The sequence below is a fragment of the Pseudomonas sp. TYF_14 genome (assembly GCF_043105275.1).
GTDB lineage: Bacteria > Pseudomonadota > Gammaproteobacteria > Pseudomonadales > Pseudomonadaceae > Aquipseudomonas > Aquipseudomonas alloputida.
The window spans coordinates 129,475-150,087 of record NZ_JBICLK010000029.1; the positions used below are offsets into that span (position 1 = coordinate 129,475).

The 20,613-nt window shown below is 57.6% G+C and carries 20 protein-coding genes and 2 pseudogenes; 14 read left to right on the plus strand and 8 right to left on the minus strand.

The window, feature by feature from the left end; genetic code table 11:
- Nucleotides 1-27: 27 nt before the first annotated feature.
- Nucleotides 28-210: a hypothetical protein gene (locus tag ACF8O8_RS08330; protein WP_010954600.1), complete on the plus strand. Its 183-nt coding sequence runs from the start codon at nt 28-30 to the stop codon at nt 208-210.
- Between the two features lie 90 nt (nt 211-300).
- On the opposite strand, the gene ACF8O8_RS08335 is transcribed toward ACF8O8_RS08330, so the two are convergent.
- Entirely contained in the window at nt 301-615 is a 315-nt protein-coding gene (locus ACF8O8_RS08335; RefSeq protein WP_392509507.1) for a chemotaxis protein, read from the minus strand.
- A gap of 164 nt (nt 616-779) precedes the next feature.
- On the opposite strand from ACF8O8_RS08335, the gene ACF8O8_RS08340 reads away from it, so the two are divergent.
- A complete protein-coding gene (locus tag ACF8O8_RS08340) occupies nt 780-1,604 on the plus strand; it encodes a S24 family peptidase (protein WP_104961397.1) in 825 nt (274 codons plus the stop codon).
- A gap of 38 nt (nt 1,605-1,642) precedes the next feature.
- Here the strand turns inward: ACF8O8_RS08340 and ACF8O8_RS08345 are convergent, their stop codons facing one another.
- The gene (locus tag ACF8O8_RS08345) at nt 1,643-1,966 is read right to left on the minus strand and encodes a DUF1654 domain-containing protein (protein WP_049586565.1); all 324 of its coding nucleotides are present in this window, start codon (nt 1,964-1,966) and stop codon (nt 1,643-1,645) included.
- A 234-nt stretch (nt 1,967-2,200) separates the two neighbouring features.
- Between ACF8O8_RS08345 and ACF8O8_RS08350 the strand changes: the two genes are divergently transcribed.
- Nucleotides 2,201-2,875: a polysaccharide lyase family 7 protein gene (locus tag ACF8O8_RS08350; RefSeq protein ID WP_010954604.1), complete on the plus strand. Its 675-nt coding sequence runs from the start codon at nt 2,201-2,203 to the stop codon at nt 2,873-2,875.
- A 1,235-nt stretch (nt 2,876-4,110) separates the two neighbouring features.
- Here ACF8O8_RS08350 and ACF8O8_RS08355 read toward each other — a convergent pair.
- From ACF8O8_RS08355 to ACF8O8_RS08380, 6 genes and pseudogenes are all read right to left on the minus strand, one after another.
- Nucleotides 4,111-4,403 (minus strand): annotated as a pseudogene (locus tag ACF8O8_RS08355) (GNAT family N-acetyltransferase); the annotation flags it as partial.
- A 114-nt stretch (nt 4,404-4,517) separates the two neighbouring features.
- On the minus strand, nt 4,518-5,666 hold the full coding sequence (gene solA, locus ACF8O8_RS08360; RefSeq protein WP_010954605.1) for an N-methyl-L-tryptophan oxidase: 1,149 nt from the start codon (nt 5,664-5,666) through the stop codon (nt 4,518-4,520).
- Nucleotides 5,659-6,573 (minus strand): EamA family transporter, encoded by a 915-nt coding sequence (locus ACF8O8_RS08365; RefSeq protein ID WP_010954606.1) that lies wholly within the window; start codon nt 6,571-6,573, stop codon nt 5,659-5,661. The genes solA and ACF8O8_RS08365 overlap by 8 nt, the downstream gene beginning before the upstream one ends.
- A gap of 5 nt (nt 6,574-6,578) precedes the next feature.
- Complete coding sequence (locus tag ACF8O8_RS08370; protein ID WP_392509508.1) at nt 6,579-7,211, minus strand: methyltransferase; 633 nt, start codon at nt 7,209-7,211, stop codon at nt 6,579-6,581.
- A 192-nt stretch (nt 7,212-7,403) separates the two neighbouring features.
- Nucleotides 7,404-8,198, minus strand: a complete 795-nt coding sequence (locus ACF8O8_RS08375) for a pyrroline-5-carboxylate reductase (protein ID WP_010954608.1) — start codon at nt 8,196-8,198, stop codon at nt 7,404-7,406.
- Nucleotides 8,199-8,399: 201 nt separating this feature from the next.
- Nucleotides 8,400-9,332: a LysR family transcriptional regulator gene (locus tag ACF8O8_RS08380; RefSeq protein WP_010954609.1), complete on the minus strand. Its 933-nt coding sequence runs from the start codon at nt 9,330-9,332 to the stop codon at nt 8,400-8,402.
- Nucleotides 9,333-9,924: 592 nt separating this feature from the next.
- Between ACF8O8_RS08380 and ACF8O8_RS08385 the strand changes: the two genes are divergently transcribed.
- The 11 genes and pseudogenes from ACF8O8_RS08385 to ACF8O8_RS08435 all read left to right on the plus strand — a co-directional run.
- A complete protein-coding gene (locus tag ACF8O8_RS08385) occupies nt 9,925-11,340 on the plus strand; it encodes a coproporphyrinogen-III oxidase family protein (protein WP_010954611.1) in 1,416 nt (471 codons plus the stop codon).
- Nucleotides 11,341-11,366: 26 nt separating this feature from the next.
- Complete coding sequence (locus ACF8O8_RS08390; RefSeq protein WP_010954612.1) at nt 11,367-11,606, plus strand: acyl carrier protein; 240 nt, start codon at nt 11,367-11,369, stop codon at nt 11,604-11,606.
- Between the two features lie 12 nt (nt 11,607-11,618).
- The gene (locus tag ACF8O8_RS08395) at nt 11,619-12,554 is read left to right on the plus strand and encodes a chlorinating enzyme (protein WP_010954613.1); all 936 of its coding nucleotides are present in this window, start codon (nt 11,619-11,621) and stop codon (nt 12,552-12,554) included.
- Nucleotides 12,555-12,610: 56 nt separating this feature from the next.
- Nucleotides 12,611-13,762: a Rid family hydrolase gene (locus ACF8O8_RS08400; protein ID WP_392509509.1), complete on the plus strand. Its 1,152-nt coding sequence runs from the start codon at nt 12,611-12,613 to the stop codon at nt 13,760-13,762.
- A gap of 5 nt (nt 13,763-13,767) precedes the next feature.
- Nucleotides 13,768-15,108, plus strand: coding sequence for a hypothetical protein (locus ACF8O8_RS08405; RefSeq protein WP_010954615.1), 1,341 nt, complete (start codon nt 13,768-13,770; stop codon nt 15,106-15,108).
- Between the two features lie 20 nt (nt 15,109-15,128).
- Nucleotides 15,129-16,337, plus strand: coding sequence for an aminotransferase class I/II-fold pyridoxal phosphate-dependent enzyme (locus ACF8O8_RS08410; RefSeq protein ID WP_010954616.1), 1,209 nt, complete (start codon nt 15,129-15,131; stop codon nt 16,335-16,337).
- Nucleotides 16,334-17,251 carry a hypothetical protein gene (locus ACF8O8_RS08415; protein ID WP_010954617.1) on the plus strand — a complete coding sequence of 306 codons (918 nt, stop codon included), beginning with the start codon at nt 16,334-16,336 and terminating at the stop codon, nt 17,249-17,251. The genes ACF8O8_RS08410 and ACF8O8_RS08415 overlap by 4 nt, the downstream gene beginning before the upstream one ends.
- Entirely contained in the window at nt 17,248-18,801 is a 1,554-nt protein-coding gene (locus ACF8O8_RS08420; protein WP_010954618.1) for an amino acid adenylation domain-containing protein, read from the plus strand. The genes ACF8O8_RS08415 and ACF8O8_RS08420 overlap by 4 nt, the downstream gene beginning before the upstream one ends.
- Nucleotides 18,798-19,070, plus strand: a complete 273-nt coding sequence (locus ACF8O8_RS08425; RefSeq protein WP_350298045.1) for an acyl carrier protein — start codon at nt 18,798-18,800, stop codon at nt 19,068-19,070. The genes ACF8O8_RS08420 and ACF8O8_RS08425 overlap by 4 nt, the downstream gene beginning before the upstream one ends.
- A gap of 8 nt (nt 19,071-19,078) precedes the next feature.
- Nucleotides 19,079-20,290, plus strand: a complete 1,212-nt coding sequence (locus tag ACF8O8_RS08430) for an MFS transporter (RefSeq protein WP_392509510.1) — start codon at nt 19,079-19,081, stop codon at nt 20,288-20,290.
- A 69-nt stretch (nt 20,291-20,359) separates the two neighbouring features.
- Nucleotides 20,360-20,613: pseudogene (locus ACF8O8_RS08435) on the plus strand (diaminopimelate epimerase); the annotation flags it as partial.

Consider the following 20,613-nt stretch of genomic DNA (forward strand, 5'->3'; position numbering starts at 1 on the left):
TAGAGCCATGTTTTAAAGGAGGTCCCCATGGCCACTATCCAGATCATGTCCGTTGTCGGTAGCGCCGTTCCCGCCTCACTGCGTGAGCAGGGCCTGCTGGCGTGCTGGTACCTGGTTCGCAACGGCGAAGCCGTGAGCGGCCCGATGCCGACCCGCGCCTCAGCCCAGGCACTGGCCGAACAGTTGCAACCAGGCACTTTGGTTGCCTGAACCGAATTTGTTGTGCGTTGCTCCCTACGCCCTTGTTGCCCGCCAATTTGGCGGGCTTTTTTTTCTTCACGAATTGCCCGGGCTGCCACCTCATGTCTGGCCGCTACTGCCCAGCTTACTGGTCAGCACCATGACCTTGCCTTGCAGCCGGCCTACGGTCATTACCAGCTCGTTTCGCTCCTTGGTGAGCAGATCAGCTTTTGCCTGCGCCTCCCTTCGAGCATCTCGTTCGATGTCCAGCAGCTCTGTCAGGTGGCGGATGACGGCAATTTCTGCGGTGTCCATCGCGCGGTCGACTGCATCCCTCGACAACCATTTACGCAACCACAGAAACGCACCCAGCAATATACTCCCCGTACCGCCCAGCCAAGTGGCGGTGCCCGGGCCGAGGTCGGTCGGATCCATGTGAACCTCATTACAGATGATGATGTGATCAGCCCTGGAGAAAAATGTCTCGTCGGCTTTCCTTGTTCGTGCGCTTAATTTAGCCTACGGCTAACAACACGACAAGAGCAGATTTAGCCATGCGCACATTTAGCAGCAAGCTAAACACTGGCATGCTTCACCCCATGGACATCTACCAAATTCGCAAGCACAACCTGGTGAAACTGATCGGCAGCCAGAGAAAGGGCACCTGCGCAGAGCGCTGGGGGATGGCGCCTGCCCACCTGAGCCAGATCCTTTCCGACAAGACCGTGAAAAACCTGGGCGATGACGTGGCCCGTCGCATCGAGGGCATCGAAGGCTTGCCACGGGGCTGGTTCGACGCACTGTCGCCAGGCGAAAACATGCAAGCGGCTGTCGAGCCAGGTGACAACAAGCTCTCTGCAGCCGACCTGGTCAAACAGATGCTGGCCCGAAGCGGCAAAGGTATCTCCGAAGAAACCCGGCAAAGGCTGCTGGCAGCGGCGCAAGAGCCTGCAGATGCCACGCTGCTGGAGGCCGAGCCGCTTCGCCCCGGCCTGGTCGGTGACGAAGTGTGGATCGCCCACTATGACGTGCGGGCAGCCATGGGTGGCGGCCAGATCCCCCACGACTACCCCGAGATGTTCAAGGACGTTCGCGTCAGCCCCAGCCACCTGCGCGAACTGGGCGTGACGTTCAGCGAGCACCATCACCTGAAGATGGTGACAGGCTGGGGCCAGTCGATGGAGCCGACCATCAGGCACCGCGACCCGCTGATCGTCGACGTCAGCATCCGCGAATTCGTCGGTGATGGTATCTACTTCTTTTCCTGGGGCGACCACATCTACATCAAGCGGCTACAGATCGCGGACGAGGACCACTTCGAGATGATCTCCGACAACTCGCGGCACAAAGACCGCATGATTCGTCGGGAAGAAACCTACATACAGGCCAGGGTCCTGCTGGTGTGGAATGCCCACCTTGTATAAACCGAAGCCCGCCCTGACCAGCGGGCTTTTGCTAAAGCTCAGAACGGTGCAGCCTCCTCGACCTGAGCCTCGCAGTCGCGCTCGACGATAAAATCATCACGCTCTTCCACGCTACTGCGCGCCCATCGCACTGTCACGCTAGCGTCATCATTGAACGTCAGCTGCAACTCGGGCATTTCCAGCAGCTGGCCCATCACCTCCTCCCATTCCGCTTCACCGTCGCTATCCAGACGGTGCACCACTACCCAGCGCTGCGTCTGTGCGAGCGGGTGGTTGATCATTGACGATACCCGCAGGCTAAGCCGCTCTATTCCGGTCATTTCCTGGCGCTGATGGGGTTCCGACTTCATGTGGCTTGCCATATTCTCATCCTGATAGCTGTATATTTGTACAGTGCTCAACAAAAGCTTATCTCATCGCCAAATCCTGCGTAAAGCCCCCCGCTGGGGAAAATTTCGCCTGTAGGTAATTTCCCGTGAAGCGAAATTATTTTAGCCATAAGCTATTGACCTAGATTTAGCTTGAGGCTAAGTTTGCGTTCAGCCGTCGCTTGTACGGCGGCTATGCCACTCAAACCTTTTCGCCAGGAGTTCCCCATGGCCGTAGATATCAGCCACCTCACCATCGCCACGCCGGTAGCCGTCTCCTCAACCAACCCTGTTGCTCTGGAGCTGAACGGTGCTGAAGCGATTGCCCGCTTTCCCAGCATCGTGACGGTGCTCAGCGATGGCTCGATCCAGTTCTCAGCCCCAACCAAAGGGGCTTCGAGCAAAAGCACCCACAGGACACGCTGCGAATGGACGGAAACGCAAGACTGGACGCTGGCCAGCGCCCAGGATCACTGGAATCGCCAGACAATGACGCTGACCAAGGTCAACTCGGCGCAGAAGGTGGTCATCGCCCAGATGCACGTACGCGGGGACGACGGCCCGCCGGTAAAGGTGTTCTGGAACAAGGGCAACATCACCCTGGGGTTTCGGCGCACCTTCAACCAGACCGACCCGGTGAATTCCACAGTCCTGAAGGGGGTGCCACTGGGTGCGACGTTCAACATCAGCATTCACACTACGTCTGAAGGCGTGGTAACCGTGACGGCCGAATGCAACGGGGTATCCGCTTCGTCGGGCGATTTGCAGCTCGACAGTACCTGGGCTTCACGCCTGTTCGAGTTCCACGGCGGGGTCTACAACCAGGTCGACTACACCGACGCAACCCCCGCCGAGGACGGCTCGATCTGCATCATCAGCGAGCTCTCGCTCATCCATCGCTGAACGTCGATGCCCAGCCCTGCTATCAAAACCCCTCAGGGCGTCGCATGAATGCAAAAAGCCCAGCGCGGGGCTGGGCTTCTATCAGCTGGGCTGAACAGTACTTCCGCCAGCCTTTACACACTGTACTGGAAGTTACTCCAGTGGGCGCTTGTGATAACTATAACGCTCGGCATTGGATGCCCGCGATGGGTCCGGCGGGCCTGATCTCTGCCTGCCTCGAAAGGGCCGATTATGTGCGGAATCGTCGTGATCCTCGGGCTGCTCCCGTTTACCTTCCGAGTATTGACCGCCTGGCGGACCATTGTTTTCAGCCGGCCTGCTAACCTGCTGATCACAATCCATTCCATCCCTATCTATGGTCATACGCACCTCTCAATGCTCAGAAGCTCTGAGCTACATCAAGTGTGCGCTTACCCTGTCCAGAAAGGTTTTATATCAGATCACCGGACACGGGCGAGAACCTCAATACCGGGACCTTTCGCTGAACTGCATCCCACTATTGGTACAAAATTGGTACGCGCCGGCTGTACGTCCATCCAGCACATCCCGGCAATGCAGCAGTAGCGTGGGAATCTAGCCTCAGATCGCACCGCAAGCGGCCTGAGCATCTGGCCTGTCTAATAGGGTTCAGCCAGTTTCAGCGACTTCAGCTCTTAGCTGGGCGCATTCAATCATGCTGGGGTAACCATTTGACTTCTGGCTGCCTACCCGCGAAAGAGCGTCTTCGGTGAACGCGCATGGCGACTATGACCGTTCTTAGGCCTCGGCAAATGGCCGCTCTGGGTCGATAGCAGCCCGTCGCGGCAGACCGCTTCTATCAAACAAAAGATAACCCACTGTTCTTTCTAGCGAAAAAACAGGCGCGCGGGGTCAATGGCGGCGAAGTGTTCACTCTTCTATACGTGGTCACAGCAAGCTGTGCCGACAGGGATTAACTCCGATGCCATTTGGACCACTCTCTCATTCGGGAGCAAAGCAGCACACCAGTGCGGTCTACGGCCTCTTTCCCGCGCATTGGGAACCATAGCAAAGTATTCGGCGGCTGACCTACCCGGATCAGTCGGCGAATGCTTTTCTAGATCTCGATGTCAGTGCAGATCTGACGTCATGCGCATCCTGTTTGCTGTGCGACAGCGCAGCCTGGAAGGGCTGGGTAATCTCTCATGTGGCATTGGGATTTGGGATAGGAAGCTTATTGGAGCCTCGGGGCGATAGCCTTCGTCTCCGAAATCAAACCGCCAATACCCCACATCATGCCAAGCATCGAGCTTGAATCCGACCTGCGGAAACGTACTGATGTGCTAGAAACCGAGTCGCTCGTGCAGCCCGATACTGCCTTCATTCGGCAAGGCAATGCCGGCATACGCCGAGCGATATCCGAGACGCTTCAGAACCGGCAGCAGCACATCATAGAGCTGCCGAGCAATCCCGTTGCGGCGCTGTCCCTTCCGACATACACCGTCACATCTACCGCCCACCGGTACGCCGCGCGCGCCCGGTGCTGACTGGCGTAGGTATAGCCGACTAGGTGTTTCACAAATAACGACCATAACTCGTGGCGCTTTTTGGTTGTATTTCCAAAACACCATACTAGCCAGCACCGATTCCTGTTTCAGGATAGGTAGACTGTGACCCGCGCACGCTAGTGGGAAAACCGCTCCCGGCTGAAGGCAGGAACCTGTAAGGCCAACGACTGGCCCGCTAAAGCGCGGGCCAGGCAACTACCCAATGCCGGCGCAAACTTGAAACCATGGCCGGAACAGGCCGAGACATAGAATACACTTGGGAGCTCCTTGCTTTCCCCTATGATGAACGCTTCGTCCGGGGTCATGGTGTATACGCACTTGCGTGAAGCATAGGGACGAGCGATCAAATCAGGAAACACGCGACTTACACAGGCTGATATTTCCTCGATCTGCGCGTCGCTGGCCGGCTCCAGTTGCGTGCGCGGATCCAGCGCCGATTGCTGGTGATTGTGGAAGCCAATCTTGATGCCAGGCTCGGCATTATCGATTTGCGGTGTGCCATACAACAGGCGGCCATCCTCGAGTTCGTAGAGAAACGCCGGAAAGTTCGCGAACAATTGCTCGGCACCCGATTTGAAGGCGCACCAGTAAATCGGCACGCTGCGAGGCCTCAGCAACCCGGACAGGTCGGGTATGAGAGAGCCAGCAAGTCCAGCGCCCGTCGCCAACACCACCTTTTGCGCGAGCACCGATTGACCATCGCTCAGGCGTAGCAGGAATTCGCTTTCGACACGGGTGATGTCCTGCACGTGGCTTCCAAAACGCATCTGCGCACCATGCGCCACCGCCTGGTTCAGCATCTGCAGCCGAGCATCGTCCGCAGCGATGGTAAACGCTCCTTGTTCAAATACCGCCTCCATGTTTTCATCTGCACGGAAGACCGAGAACCTGGCCTCGACCTCAGCAGCGGTCAGTCGTTGATGAGCAATACCGCCAGCCTTCGCGGATGCCGCACTGCCTGAAACAACTCCAGAGCGAATGGGCCCGATGAAAAGCCCCCCGCTGTAATGCAGCAATGGCCGGTGGCTAGTCGCTTGCAGCTCTCGCCAGCCCAGATCCGCTTCCGCCAGAAGTGATAAGTAATCCGAACCTTCCCAGTACGCCTGGCGAAATATCCGCGAGCCACCATAGGAACTTCCCTGCAGATTGATCGGCGCGCCGGCCTCGAGCCCCAGAACATCCTGCTGCTGCTGAGCCAAGCGCCACAGCGTGGCACTGCCCACCACCCCCAGGCCGACAACCACTGCCGTGTAGGACTTATGCATCTTCGACAACTCCTTTTGCCTTGAAGAAAATAGTAGTGAGCAACGGCTCGAGTATGACCAGCAGCATAGCCAGGGCGATCAGCGCAAATGCCAACATTGCGCCATGGGAAGGTATCTGGCCATAGAACATCAAAGCGACGAAAAATTGTGTCAGCGGCAGCACGAACTGCATCAGCCCCATGACACTCAGAGGCAGCCGCCGTGCAGCGAACGAAAAGAGCGCCAGCGGCAATAGGGAAACTGCGCCGCAAAGCAGCAGCAGCGCCGTGTCAGCGGAGCCCAGGGCGGCGATACCCGCCACAGGCGTGCTCACCCACAGGATCAGCGGCATCAGCAGCACGCCCAGCACGAGCGACTCCAGAAACAGGCCCGACCACGGAGGCAGTCGAGCCAGCTTCTTGAGCCAGGTGTAAGTGCCCCAGGTCACGCCAATGACCAGGAACACTCGGCTGTCCAGCCCGCCTTTTTCGAACAGCAGGTAGACGACGCTGCCGATTACCATTGTCAATGACAACCCGCGAGGCACGGACAAGCGCTCTTGATACAGCAGCAAGCCCAACGAGATCCCCAATACCGGCGCGATCAGATACCCCAACCCGCTTTCAAGAACGTGTCCATGAATCGAAGCCCATATGAACGTTCCCCAATTGCCGGCGACCAGCACCGCCGCCGCACCGTGAAGGGCAATGTCGCGTCGCTTCAGCACACACAACAAAGGGACTAACTCCTTGCGTGCAGCAAGCAGCAAGGTGACACAGAGCAATGACATCAACACCCTGCAGCCGAGCAACGCCAGCGCTGGCAATGCCGCCAGGGCCTTCCAGTACAGTGAAGACAGCCCCAGCAGGCAGTTCGATGCCAGCGCGGCAGATAATCCCGCTGCCGCGTCGAAGGTTTTTCCGGCCATGGTGGTCACTCGGCTAACGGCGTGAATGAGAACTCGATGATCTCGTAGGACCAGTGCAGCACGCCGGCGTCGTCAAAACGGCAGTGCGCGCGGCCCTGGCGGGTCCAACGTTCAATCTCCTCATGCAACAACCCCTGCAGAGCACGCCATTGCTCGGTATATAGCACCAAGGGGATCTCATGGCGCTCGAGCAATGACCAATCGATCTTGAAACGCGCCTCATGCATGTCATAGAGGTCACGCATGACACCGGCAATGCCGACCAACGAATTCAGCCCGATGATCAGCTTGCCTCCGGGCTTCAGGTAGCTCGGCACCCGTTCGAAAAACCTGCGCAAGGTCCGCTCGCCATAGAACATCGCTTCCAGCGACAGCCCTTGGGCAGCCTCGATGCGCTGTAGTGCATCGAGGAAGCCATCCGAGGGCGTCTGCCACCCTGGCGGATTGAATAGGATCACATCGTATCCGTCCTCTGCCGCAGGCATTGCGTCGAACAGATCTCCCTGTACGAATTCGATACAGGATTCGCCCAGGTTGACCAGCTCATTGGCACGGGCCGCTTGAACCGCGTCAACAGAAATGTCGCAGCAGTAAGGCGTGCACACCACTCCCCGTCCCCACGTCAAGAAAACGGGCATCTCTGTCACGCCCCCCGAAACGCCTAGCAATCAGTGACCCGAACGCTTCTCCGGCAGGGCTCACCCTGAACACCTTCGGGTTGTCGATCAACGTAATCCGCTGCCCCATGCCGAAGTACAGGTTATAGGCCGCCAGGTCAGTGTGAACACTTCCGGGCGCGGTCATAGTTGTCATGCCTCATCCTCCCGGAATCACTGACCCAACTCTGCAGAACGCCTGGCTGCCGCATCCAGTGCCGCATTTACCAGCCCTTTGAAGCCAGCTGCGTCCAAGGCACGGATAGCGCGTTCGGTAGTGCCTCCGGCCGTTTGCACCTCCTGGCAGATCTGGCTTGCCGGCTTACCGCTCGCCTGGATCAACGCTGCTGTGCCACTGAGTAGCTGCAGGGCGACGACCGCGGCCTGCTCGCTGTCCAGCCCCATGTGAAGCCCGTAGTCCTGAAGCGCATCGGCAAAGTGCGCGACCAATGCAGGCCCACCGCCGGCCAAAGCCGTTCCAGTGTCGATTTGCCTTTCGTCATTGACCCTCAGCGAGAGCCCGATCACGTCGAAAATCTGCCGAGCACTGTCGATCAGCGCCGCATCGGCATCCGAGGGTGCGTAATACATCGTGACGCCTTGGGCGACTTCCGAGGGCGTATTGGGTATGGCTCGCACGACGGCGTCATGCCCTAGCAGGCGAACCAGCGTGGCATGTGTGATGCCCGCCATCACCGAAACGACCGGCCCACGGTGGCGACAAAGCACCGGATTTGCCGCGAGCATGTTTTCGAACTGCTGCGGTGGCACGGCGAGCACCACACAATCCTGAGGTTGCAGTGTTTGAATCCGTGAAGACGTCTCAAATCCCTTCGCACGCCAATCGTTCGACCGCTGCGTATCAATTTCAATCACACGCAAGTCGGTGGCACTTTTGAAATACGCTTTCAACCCCAGCAGGATTGCCCCGCCCATGTGGCCCGCACCGACCATGTAGATGGTTTTCATATAATTCCCTTTTATGAATTGAAGCAGCAGCGATAAGACGCTGCTGCGGATGCCCGCAGACTGGATCAAGGCAGGACAGTTACAGAACATAATCCCTAGCAAAAAAAACTGTCAATGCATATCCGTTTCGAATGAAACACGCATCATTTGATATCACCCCCGTGCACATAACACAGCGTCGCAAAAAACGGTCGCCTTCACCTATACGGATTCAGCCAGACGTATATCCGAGCGGTATTGCATACATAGCGCGTGCGAGGTACTGCGTATGCATTCCACAAGATGGTCGACAACTAACGAGGCCCCACGCTGAAGCGGGCGAACCAGGCTGATACTGAAAGGCACCGAGACCGTGAGGCGCCGGATGGTGAGGCCCTGACTGGCATAGGTATTGGCCACGAGCGGATTAATGATCGATACGCCGATACCGCTCAGCACCATCTGACAGATAGTGGCAGCATTATCCACTTCAATGATACTGCTGCGCGAAACGCCTAACTGCGCGAATACACTGTCCAGCTGGTGTCGATAAGGGTCATTCGGTGCCAAGTGAATGAAGGGGTATTGGCTTAACTGCCGAGGGTCGATGTGGGTAAACGCTGACAGTGGATGGCCCGGTGGAAGAACACAGACTTCATCCACATCCGTCAAGTGTTCAGTGGTGGTCCCCATCGGGGCACTCACGCCCTCGATCAAACCGATGTCGTACGCTTGGCTGGATATCAGCGGTTCGATATCGGGCGAGTCGTGAGTCGAGAGGCTGAGGTTGATATCAGGGTAGATCTCCATGAACCGCGCCAGGCTGGCCGGCAAGATCGTTTGTGACAGGACAGGCAGGCTGAGGACGCTGACCTTCTCGCGCAGTCCAAGTTTTATGATTTTCGCGGCGGCACTCACTCGTGCCAGACCGTCATAGGCCTTGAGAATCTCGGAATGCAAAGCCATCCCTTGAGCCGTGGGCTTGAGGCGTCCCTTGTGGCGTTCGAACAGCATCATTCCGATACTGCTTTCAAAGTTGGAGAGCTCTCGGCTTATCGTTGGCTGGGACGTCTCAAGTAACTGCGCAGCGCCGGTGACCGTTCCAGTGATCATGATCGCCTTGAATATCTCTATGTGCCGAAATTTTAGTTGCATCTTCACTCCCTGAATAACGCAAATCACTATGACCCAATAACCCTGCCCCTTCCCACTGCGGGTCCATCGCCGCCTACCCACGACAGCTGACTCACAACTGCCCCATCGTACCCGGCTGATCGCACGTTGCGCCATGCCCGTGCAAGTGGTGAAGCAGCGGCCCACCCAGATGGGACCCTACGCTGCCAGCAATCCTGGCCCACGCCACGAACAACAGGCCGAGGAACACCTGCTCGTATATCAGCACTGAGCGTCAGGCTGCAGGATAATCATTCTATTGAGGTTTTCTTGCAAGTATCGCCCTGGCTCGCACCTTCAGCGTAGGCGCGACACTTATGCCCTTCAAATACTTACTGCAAGGAACATCAACCACGCCGCATATAAAACCGAACCAATCCACCTTTTAAAAATACGTAAAACCATTACCGCGCACCACTTATTAATATCAACTTTTTCACAGGCAATACATTTTTGATATAGATTGACAGCTGCCTAAAAGATCATTGAGTATCCCCGCCGCCGGCACTCTTTGCCGAACAATGCCCAGGGACTTTGGGTTGAAATAATTCACAATGGAGGTCGCGTGCGCGCTATGGCTGACAACTCGAATTTCAATGATGTTCTGAATGCGGCCATGACGCGAATGAACCATCGTTATCAAGACGTACCCGCCCACTTCTGGGTTGATCGCACGGCCTTCACACATCGCTTCGATAACTTGCGTCACATGGCAAGCCGCAGCATCAGCGCGCCGTTGTCACCCCTACAGGCGCAGCAGGCCATCGTCCAGGAACTGGCCGTTGCCAAAAATACGGCGCTTTATCTTGGCGTGCCGTGGTGCATTCAAACCTGCTCATTCTGCGACCTTGCCTACTCGCGTAGCCCACGCGTGGAAGAGAAACGCGAATACATCGAGGTCATCCTCAAGGAACTGGATATCTACAACAATGCCGGGCTAGCTTCGGTACCCGCGGGAAGTCTCTACTTCGGAGGTGGAACGCCCTCCATTCTCGACAACGACCTGCTCGCGGCTTTCGTCGATGGCGCCTTGCAACGCAGTCGACTTGCCGACAATCCGGTGATCACGCTGGAGGCGAGCCCGGCAACGCTGACCACATCGAAACTGAAACTGCTCCGCGCTCGCGTCAATCGCATCAGCCTGGGCGTGCAATCCACCGATACGGCATTGCGGCAACGGGAAGGGCGGATCCTGCCGCGAGAAAAACTTCTGGAGCGGGTGGCCACCACACTGGAGCATTTCGATCTGGTTAATACCGACGTCTTATATGGGATGCCCGGGCAATCACTTGAGTCGGTGTTTCTGACTCTGAAAGACCTGGTGAATCTGGATGTGCCCTCCATCACCTTCTATCGCAACGAACTATTTGCCGGCACCAAGAGTTATCAACTGGCCCGCCAGCAACCTTGGGCAACGGTCTCCGAATACAAGGCCAGGGAAATGTACTTCCTTGGCAAAACCTACCTCGAAGCATGCGGCTACCAGGAAAGCCCCTTGGGGTGGTTCGTTAAAGCCAGGAAGACAGAAGCCATCACTTCATGGGAAACGATGATCGAACGCTGGAGTACAGTCGTTCCCTATTTCGGCCTGGGCATGGGGGCCTTTTCCACAGCCGCCAGCCATTGGGTGCAAAACCATGAATCACTCAATGGCTGGATGGAGCGTGTGCGAAGCGGCCGATTACCGTTGGCCAGTGGTTCGCTGTTCGATGACAAAGAACGATTCATGGTCAAGTTCATGCGCTACATCCGGGTATTCAGCCGTGTGAAGAGAGCCCACCTGCTGGCTGAGAGTGGAGTAACGCGTCCCGCCGTAGAACAACTGCTCGATACCTGGGTCGCCATGGGCCTGGCTATCGATGATGCAGAGTGGCTGGTGTTCACCGAGGCGGGTTGTTCACTCATCCATTGGCTGATCGATGATTTGGCCCGCGCGTTCGTCGAAGGCGCATTCAATACGGACATTAAAATTGCTGCGGTAAACATCTGACAGCCTGACTGGGAGTCCTTTATCCAATGACGATCATCCATGCGATCGAGAAGATACTAGCTGATCTGGTCGACACCTCGGTATTCGACCCACATGCCGACTTGTTCGAGCAGGGCATCAACTCTTTGCAGATAGCGATTCTTATTGATGAACTCAATAAGCGCTTCAATCTCTCCGCCAGCCTCGACGTCCTCACCGAAGGGGCTTCGATAACGGCCTTGGCTGCAACATTGAGCCGGAAAATCACGCTTGAGAACATCGGTTAAGGAGCAACCGTAATGACGAATGATCTTCATCAGCCACTCACTGACGAACAAGTGGCGTTCTTTCAAAAAGAGGGCTATCTAGGGCCGTTTCCAGCCTACTCCCAGAGCGAGATCGAAGACATCTGGCGACGCGCGCGGCTGAAGACGTTCGATCACTCCCAGTCGGTGTTCGGTAAAGCCGAATCCACCAAGGATCCGATCTCCAGCTACGACCGCCACCTGGACATCGATGAGCTCGCAGATCATGTTTGCCATCCCGCCATCATCTCGAAGCTGCAACAACTGCTCGGGCGTGATGTGGCCTGTTGGCGCTCCGAGTTCTTCCCCAAGTACCCAGGCGATGAAGGGACTGACTGGCACCAGGGCGACACGTTCGCCGGCCTCAACGGGGGCAAGGACGCATTGCGCTGGCCCGAAGGGTCGTTGCAAGGGGGAACGGTCACGGTCTGGACGGCGCTCTCGGACGTAACGCTGGACATGGGGCCGATGGGCATCATCCCCGGCACTCAGCACGCGCGGTTCTACGACGAATCAAAGGCGGCCGCCTACTCCCAGGACAAGCACGGGCTGGTCAAGAATGGCGTGGCGCGCGGCTTCTATGGCTATGACTATCGCGATTTGCAGGTAGACCCGGACTGGGCGCCAGATGAATCGAAGGCCATCTACTTCACCATGAAGAAGGGTGAATTCATCATTTTCTGGTCCACCCTCCTCCATGGTTCGCTTCCTCATCTGGGAGAGACGACCACGCCGCGCCTGGGCTACGTTTCGCGCTACGTGCCCACCTCCGTGAGGGTCTACCCGGATGCAGACACCCTGACCGAGTTCGGCCGAACGGTGAGCCTTGAACAATACGGCACCGTCATCGTTGGCGGGGAAGACGCATTCGGACACAACCGCGTGCGCTCGCAAACCACTCGTGGCAAGGCGTTTAACCGAATTCCGTAACGCTCTGGCCCCCGAATCGATTGCGCGCCCTCCCGTCAGTGAAAGGAAGATCATCAATGGCTAACAGCATTCCCTCCGGGGGCAACGCATTTGCGTTGCCCTTCGCCGGCTCTCGTCATCAATTCATCAGTGCCACGTGTACGCCTGACACATTCAGCGACTGCCTGTCGCAATCATTGCCGCCATCCAGCAACGAACAGGCACCACTTAGCGTGCTGCGTCTTGTCGTGGCAGTGAGCAACCAGAAACAGATCGGCACCGTTCTGGAGCAACTGACGAAGGATTTCCAGGCACTGCTTTCACGGGCTGAGGTAGTCGTTCAGCCGCCTTTCTCGGGGCAAGTTCAAATCAGTGCCTGGCTGGTAGACACAGCTGCCATTGCCGATGCACCAGCCGTGATCGGCTCGCCCGCGGCGTTACAATGGCTGTTCTCGGCCAGCAACGCGCATGCGCTCGACGATACGCAAGTTTCCCCGGCATTCAGCCGACAATTCTACGACGGCCTGGAATCCGCTCATGCCCAGGGGCACATGCCGGATGACCTGCTCCGCACCTGGATCTACATTGGCGGCATCACTCAAGGTCCTCACGATGAAACCCGCTATCAACGGGTCAATGCGGCCCGACAGGATGCTTTCCGAGAAGTCTCGATCGGTATGGGGGCACTGTGCTCGCCATTTCCGGCAAGTACCGGGATAGGTACGCACGGCTCTTCACTCACGCTCGGGATGCTCTCGTGCAAGATTCGCTCGGGCATGCGAGTGGTCGCACTGGAGAACCGACGCCAGACGAGCGCGTTCCAGTACCCTAAAGAGGAGAGCCTGATCGCGCCCTTGTTCTCCCGGGCGGTAGCAATCCTCGGCGACGCACAGGCGATGGTGTTCGTGTCTGGAACGGCCAGTATCATCGGTGCAAAGAGCGTCCATGTCGGGAATATCGAGCAGCAAACCAGACAGACACTTGAAAACATAAACAACTTGCTCAGCGCCAGGCTGCTCTCGGATTACGACTGCTATCCCGCGACATCAGGGCTTGAAAGCATTGTCAGCTACACGGTGTACATCAAACGCCGTGAAGACATCACGGTGGTGCGCGCGGTATGCGCAGCGCTTCTCCCGGAACGAGCGGTGGCGACGTTCGTCCAAGCCGATGTCTGCCGAACCGAGTTGCTGGTGGAAATCGAAGCTGTTGCCGTTATGCCGGAGTAAGCATCATGCCGATCACTGACAGCGCTCAATTCGACGAAAAACCCTTTCCCTCCCACTGGCATCTGCCGGAGGACTTGACCGGCCGCATCTTCATCGGTGGCCTCTGGGAAAATCGAGAGTGCTACTACCTCATCGACTTTGCCCAAAAGTTGATCAAGAGCTGCGCCGTACAGGTCGATAGCTATGTTTCGGCATTGTCCGGATACATAGAAAAGCACCTCGCCCCGGACCAGTACCCTTACGCCTGTGGCTCCAGCAAGGCTGTCGCCTATTGTTTCGTACAACCGCATGAAGCACTCGAACTGAGTGACGGCCGCGTTGTAGTTGGCATGCACAACTGTAGCTATGCGCGAGAAATCGATTTTTCCCAGCACCACGTCGGCCATGTATCGGAACACAATGATTTCATACCGCGCATGATGTCCGCACAAAACTCACTTGATCGCGACACAGGCGAATACCTGTACACGATGACGGATATGCAGCAGCGCTTGCGGGCCTATGGCAAGGGGCCGCAGGAGTTGGATAGCGAGCTGTACGCGCTGGATACAGGCTGGAAAAGCCCACGCAAGCTGGCTTCGCTGCGTACCCTTGAAGCACTGCACGAAGTCAAGCAGAGCCCGGACCCACGTTATCTGGTACTGACTGAATTCTGCCTGGCCGCCAATGTCCGTCCGCCTTCTCCAGAAGGGGACCCTTTTGCCAACCCAGCGCAGTGGCAGGCCTATCAGGCGGGAGGCCTGCAGGCTAACCGAATCTACCTAGTGGACAAGTCGACCGGGCAGTCCTGCGCACAGATCGTTCCTGCGGGCACTCCCGGGCATATCGAGTTCTCACGCAGCGACCCTGCGCGGTTCTACCTGTCCTGTCACAACCTATCCAAAGCCCACGGCAAATTGATATTGCACGGTGAGGCGACGTTGCAAGCAGGCACTGTTCGGGAGGGCGTGCTCAGCCTGGGAGACCACTATCAACCTGAGGCGTTGTATCGCCTGACATCCCATAAGTTGTTCAGTTATCAGGGCGAACACTACATCGTGCTCAGCGCCTACCCCAACCGGTTCCACATCGTCAGGGAGTCTTCGCTGCAGTGCATCAGGGACGAGCAACTCTTCGCACATGAGTCCATCGCGACTCAGGGGCTGCACTTCTGCACCCTGTTGGGTCACATGCCTCTCTGGATAGAGACTTCCGATAACGGCCGCTACGTGTTGCTGGTATCCAATGAACTCATCTACGTCTACGACATGCAGCATCGCAGCCTGCGCCATGTGCGCGGTTACAGCCATCACGGGGGGTTCTCAGGCACTGCACACCTGACCAACTTCAACGATGAGCACTATTGACCCTTCGAGCGAGCGCGACCATGCAAGCGACTGTCTTCAACACTTTCTTTCGCGAGACCAGTCTGGCCCCGGACAGCGATGACTTTTTCAAGTGGGTCCGCACGCTGAAGTCCTCCACAGCGGGACAACCACTGCTGGACTTCGGCGTGGCAGATGCCTTCATCCCCCCGGCCGACGAACTGTCCCAGGCGCTGAGCTCACTGGCCACGCGGCGTGAGCTGCATGGCTATGTCTATCATCATTCGGCGTACGAGGCCGCCTGCCTGCGCCATGCCACCCAAGGCATGGACGCGCCGCCTGCACTGGCTGTTCTACCCACCAGCGGCGCCAAGTCGGCGCTCAACCTGTTATGCCTGGCCCTGATAGATACAGGGGATGTCATTCTCGCCACGACGCCGGCCTACCCGATCTTTTCTACCATTGCCCGGCGCATGGGTGCGACCGTGGTACATCTGCCATTGCTGGAGGAAAACGATTTCCTTCCGGATCTGCATCAGTTATCACCCGAGGTCCTCGCCCGTGCCAAGTTGCTGATCGTCAACTACCCCAACAACCCGACGGGCAAAGTGGCTTCTCAACAGGAATGCGATCGGCTGCTGGCAATCTGCAGGGACCACGACATTCTGCTGATCAACGATGCCGCCTATTCTGATCTGCTACCGGCCGAGCGCCCCCGTGGACGGTTCCTCTACTCCGAGGGCGCCTCGAGCCATTGCATTGAAGTGCACTCGTTTTCCAAGTCATTGCAGATTCCCGGCTGGCGCCTTGGCTTTATCCTTGCCGCACCCGCAATCATCGAAGCGCTTGGCAAGCTCAGCCTGCTGCATGAAAGTGGGCAGCCGCGTATTTTACTCGATGCCGTGACCTGCATTCTCGACGACCGGGGCTTCGCCGAACGCCTTTGCCAGTGCATAGCTCAGCGACGTGCGGTAATGGTCGATATTCTCCAGGCACATGGCCTGGAGGTGTTAAACGCTGACGGCACATTCTTTGTTTACGTGCGATGTCCTGCGGCTGTGAGCAACGGCAGGACATTCGCCACTGCCAGGGACTTTTCGCAATACCTGGCCACTGAGCTGGGTATCCTGACGATTCCCTATCAGGTGGCCGGGCGTCATCAGGTACGCTTTTCCGTGGCGTTCTGCGGCGAAGCCGAAACCGTGTTCAACCGTTTGCGTCAGCAACTGTCCAATGTACAGTTCAGCCTTGCCGAGAGGGTATCGGCATGACTGTCTCTCTTCGCAATGTCGACAGTGTACTCGGCGAGCAGCAGTTTCCCTATTTCGAGGTGGAGGACTTCGAGCGCAAGCGACGCGAATATGGCCTTCCTGATGCACCGCAGCTGATGGGTTGGCACCGACTCGGCCGGACGCAGGGTGATGCCTTCCAGCTGGCCGAGCACTTGATCAGGCGGATATTGGCCAACTCGGGGTCAGCACAATGTATTGATCACCTGATGGTTTGCAGCAGTCGATTCTCCATGGGTTTCCTGCAAGGCAACGACCGCCTCGACACCCTGATGCATAACTGCGGCCTCGGGTCCGTGCCGGTCACGGGGCTGACGCTCAGTGGCTGCAACAGCCTGTTCAACGGACTGCACCTGGCCGATGCCTTGATAGGCTCAGGCAAGTGCAAAAACGTACTGCTGGTCACCGCCGACACGTCCGTCAGTGAGGCGCATCGTTTCGATCGCAACTGCATGTTCAGCGATGCGGCAGGCGGGATGATCCTGAGCAGCGGCGAAAGCTCATCGCTAACCCTGGTCGATACCGCCTGCAGCTTCGGCAGAGCATCCGACCCAGGCGCATTCTTCCGCGGCGATCTCGCGTCCCTGGACACTCAGGTCACGCGCTTGCTCGGCCGCTACGGGCTGCAGCGATCAGACATCGCCAAAGTCGTACTGCCCAACTTCTACCTGCCGGTTGTCAACATGCTGATGAACCGCCTCGGCCTTTCAGCCCCGCAACGGTTCGCGGGCGCTGCGACGCAAATGGCTCACTGCTTCGCCAGCGATTACCTGATGGCGCTCGCCGAGCTTTCGCAGCGGCAAATAGCGGCCGACGAGCACTACCTTCTGATCGGCTATGCGGATCTTCATCAGGGAATCAGTCTCGTACGCCACACAGCAAGGAGCGCAGCATGAACCAGGCATTACTGACGATCACGGGAGGGCCTGCCTACCCCGTGCACTTCTCGCTGGTCGAATACATCGAGCGTATCATCCACCGCTACCCATCGAATGCAGCGGCATTCGACGAGGACCAGCGCTTGACCTACAGCGAACTAAGGATCGAACTGCTCACACTGCACGCTCGGCTGCATGAACTCGGCGTGCGCAGCGGGGATGTGGTTGCGGTGAATGCGACAGTGCAACTGCGCTATCCCGTCGTTGTCCTGGGGTTACTGCTCGCTGGCCTGGTCTACTTGCCAATCGCCGCAGCTCTGCCGCCTGAGCGCAAGCGGGCGATCTGCGAACAGGCCCGGCCGGCCCTCATGATCACGGACGAGCAAAAGCCTGATGACGCAATACCAACCTGTACGCTCTCGTCTCTGTTTTCGGGCAAGCCCGTCGGTGCTGCCTTCGACCTGTTCCCGGAGCCTTCACCCGAAGCGACTGCCTACCTGATCTTCACCTCAGGCTCGACCGGCGTGCCCAAGGGCGTGAGCATTACCCGCAAAGGCTTTTTCAACCGATTGCAGTGGGCGCAAGACTATTACGCGCTCGGCAGCGAAGATGTCACGGCCCTGAAAACCCAGGCCTCGTTCGACCCCTCGATCCAGGAGGCCGTGCTGCCTTTTTTTTCCGCCGGCGCCGTGTTCGTGCCTGACCACAACCGAGTCAACTTTCCCAATTACCTGTCGGCCTGCATCGCTGAGCACGGTGTCACCATGCTCATCATGGTACCCAGCCACCTGCAGCATCTTCTCGCCAGCCCGGCAATCAATGCCTGCCAGCACCTCAGGCATATCGTTTGCTGCGGAGAACCTTGGGGAGTTGAGTTGATCAGTGCGCTTCATCAGCGCTTGCCGAACTGCCGTATCTACAACGGTTATGGACCGACCGAGGCCACCATTGGCACCTTGGTCTTCAATCCGCCACGCGGTTACGCCAGCGATGTCATCCCCATAGGCAAACCCATTGCAGGAACACATGTGTGCATCGTCGACGAAGACCTGCAACCCGTCCCGACGGGGGAAGCAGGCGAGCTGATCATCGGCGGTATATGTGTGGGCGATGGTTATCTGAACAATGCGCCGCTGACCGAGCAGCGCTTTCGCAGGTTGCAGGTCGAGGGTGCCGGCGAGGTGAGATTCTATCTCAGCGGTGACGTGGCGCGTGCCCTGCCGACCGGCGATATCGTTTTCCTCGGACGCAGAGATAACCAGGTGAAGATCAATGGCGTTCGCATCGAGCTCGAAGAAATCGAACTCGCCTTGCGCAACTGCCCAGGGGTGCGCGATGCCATCGTGGTCAAGCGCAAGGGTAAGGTGAGTGATGAGCTGCACGCGTTCCTGATCGCTCATATGCCCTTGGACATCCAGGCAATTACAACGTCATGTGCCAGACGGATCGGTCAGGCGACAACTCCCTCGCGTTTCTCTCAGGTCGAAGCGTTTCCGTTGAATCAGAGCGGTAAGGTTGACCGCCGGGCCTTGGCGGCAACATTGATGAATCAGAGGAGCCTGCCGTGAGCACCAGCCTGATTAGCCGTGCCGAACTTACCGAGCTGTTGAGCAGGTTGTTTCCTGATCTGCCCGCCCCTTTGGACCCAGAAGCCACGCTCCTCGCGCAGGGAATCAACTCGATGGGGATAATTGTATTGATTACACATCTTCAGAATGAGTTCGGCATCGTCTTCGACCCGGCCAACTTTGCCAATCTTCACGCACTCACACTGGCCTCGCTCCAGCCACTGTGCGCCGATCGCCGGCAGGCGAGGCCAACGTCCACAGGAGCTTGATGCAGCCCATGTCCATTCTTTCGTGGTCACGGCCACACTCGCCCTTGCACTCGCTCCTGCTGGGTTCCCTGCTGCACGATGCAAGCAAGGGAATAGCCAGCCCGCTGATGGTTCTTCTGCTGACCACCCGCTTTGGCCTGAACAGCTGGCAGACAGGGGCGCTGCTGGGCATTTCAATGCTGCTGGCAACGCTGATGTCATTGCCGGCAGGGCTGCTATTCGACCGTTTCGCGCGATTGCACCTTGCCACTATCACATTGTTGCTCATGACGCTGGCTTTAGGCCTGCTGCCCTTTGCCCAGATCATTCTGCTCGTCAGCCTGCTACTGGTGTTCATGGAGTTCGCCGCCGCACTCTTCGGCATTGGTCTTAAAGCGCTGCTGGCCGATTTCGTGAGCGTGAAGCAACGCGTCTCGGCGTTCTCCTACCGCTACATCCTGACCAACGTGGCATTCGCGATCGGCCCTGTGCTCGGGGTCCGGTTGGCGGAAGTCTCACTTACCCTGGCGCTTTTGGTGGCAGCGGGTGCCTGCGGGGCAGCGATGGTGGTGATGATGTGCCTGGGCGCAAGTCAGGGCCAACCTCGCACCTCGCTGAAGACAGGGGCGCCCTCATTGGCGGACGCCCTGAAAGTCTTGGGCAACGATCGAAATCTGGTTCTCTATACCTTGGGGTCATTCTTTAACACCGTCGTTCACGGTCGCTTCACGTTCTTCCTGTCCCTGTGGTTGCTGTATCAGTACCCTGCCAACCAAGGTATGGAGATGCTGTCCTGGTTGTTGCTGACCAACGCCATCACGGTCATTGCATTGCAACGCCTCGTCAGCCGTTACATCACGCTCGAAACTTTGAACAGTCGGGTCATGATGGGCGCCCTGTTGTTTTCTATCGGATTGCTCGGTTTTTCGGTTTCCGAGCAACTTACTGCCTGGTGTCTGTCCATGCTAGTTTTCACCCTTGGCGAGCTGCTGATTCAGCCAGCGGAGTATCTCTACATTGACTCGATCAGCCCGCCGCCCCTCAAAGGCAGTTATTTCGCCGCACACAATCTGGCGAGCTTGGGGGCGGCAGTCAGCCCGGCGTGGTGTGGATTCATACTATCGCTCGCGGGCCCCCAGGGTTTGTGCTTCTCACTGATCGCCTGCGTGCTGGCGGGTAGCAGCCTTTGTGCCATGCGCCCTCGACTGACCCCGGGCAACTTTGCGCGGGGAGATCTTTAATGCTTCAGTACGCGCATTGGTCGTCAATGTCTCACCCTCACTTCTCTGATCATTCTGGTGCCTTAGCTAATGCAGTTTTATAAATACCATGCGGCTGGAAATGACTACCTTGTATACCGGGACTGCGTACCGTTTGATTGCTCCAAACCGATGATTTCACGTATTTGCGACCGACACCGCGGGTTGGGCAGCGACGGCATACTGGTGCCGGTGATCAAAGAAGGTGAACGGTTGTCGGTACGGATCTACAACACAGACGGTTCCCAGGCAGAGAAAAGTGGTAATGGCCTGCGTATTCTCTGCCGCTACTTGTGGGATCAGAA

Bases quoted from the DNA above. Each gene is read 5' to 3' on its own strand.
- solA (WP_010954605.1), bottom strand. From the start codon at position 5,666: ATGCATAAGTCCTACACGGCAGTGGTTGTCGGCCTGGGGGTGGTGGGC.
- ACF8O8_RS08390 (WP_010954612.1), top strand. From the start codon at position 11,367: ATGACGATCATCCATGCGATCGAGAAGATACTAGCTGATCTGGTCGAC.
- ACF8O8_RS08395 (WP_010954613.1), top strand. From the start codon at position 11,619: ATGACGAATGATCTTCATCAGCCACTCACTGACGAACAAGTGGCGTTC.
- ACF8O8_RS08330 (WP_010954600.1), top strand. From the start codon at position 28: ATGGCCACTATCCAGATCATGTCCGTTGTCGGTAGCGCCGTTCCCGCC.
- ACF8O8_RS08420 (WP_010954618.1), top strand. From the start codon at position 17,248: ATGAACCAGGCATTACTGACGATCACGGGAGGGCCTGCCTACCCCGTG.
- ACF8O8_RS08415 (WP_010954617.1), top strand. From the start codon at position 16,334: ATGACTGTCTCTCTTCGCAATGTCGACAGTGTACTCGGCGAGCAGCAG.
- ACF8O8_RS08400 (WP_392509509.1), top strand. From the start codon at position 12,611: ATGGCTAACAGCATTCCCTCCGGGGGCAACGCATTTGCGTTGCCCTTC.
- ACF8O8_RS08345 (WP_049586565.1), bottom strand. From the start codon at position 1,966: ATGGCAAGCCACATGAAGTCGGAACCCCATCAGCGCCAGGAAATGACC.
- ACF8O8_RS08335 (WP_392509507.1), bottom strand. From the start codon at position 615: ATGGATCCGACCGACCTCGGCCCGGGCACCGCCACTTGGCTGGGCGGT.
- ACF8O8_RS08430 (WP_392509510.1), top strand. From the start codon at position 19,079: ATGTCCATTCTTTCGTGGTCACGGCCACACTCGCCCTTGCACTCGCTC.
- ACF8O8_RS08385 (WP_010954611.1), top strand. From the start codon at position 9,925: ATGGCTGACAACTCGAATTTCAATGATGTTCTGAATGCGGCCATGACG.
- ACF8O8_RS08380 (WP_010954609.1), bottom strand. From the start codon at position 9,332: ATGCAACTAAAATTTCGGCACATAGAGATATTCAAGGCGATCATGATC.
- ACF8O8_RS08375 (WP_010954608.1), bottom strand. From the start codon at position 8,198: ATGAAAACCATCTACATGGTCGGTGCGGGCCACATGGGCGGGGCAATC.
- ACF8O8_RS08365 (WP_010954606.1), bottom strand. From the start codon at position 6,573: ATGGCCGGAAAAACCTTCGACGCGGCAGCGGGATTATCTGCCGCGCTG.
- ACF8O8_RS08410 (WP_010954616.1), top strand. From the start codon at position 15,129: ATGCAAGCGACTGTCTTCAACACTTTCTTTCGCGAGACCAGTCTGGCC.
- ACF8O8_RS08350 (WP_010954604.1), top strand. From the start codon at position 2,201: ATGGCCGTAGATATCAGCCACCTCACCATCGCCACGCCGGTAGCCGTC.
- ACF8O8_RS08370 (WP_392509508.1), bottom strand. From the start codon at position 7,211: ATGCCCGTTTTCTTGACGTGGGGACGGGGAGTGGTGTGCACGCCTTAC.
- ACF8O8_RS08405 (WP_010954615.1), top strand. From the start codon at position 13,768: ATGCCGATCACTGACAGCGCTCAATTCGACGAAAAACCCTTTCCCTCC.
- ACF8O8_RS08340 (WP_104961397.1), top strand. From the start codon at position 780: ATGGACATCTACCAAATTCGCAAGCACAACCTGGTGAAACTGATCGGC.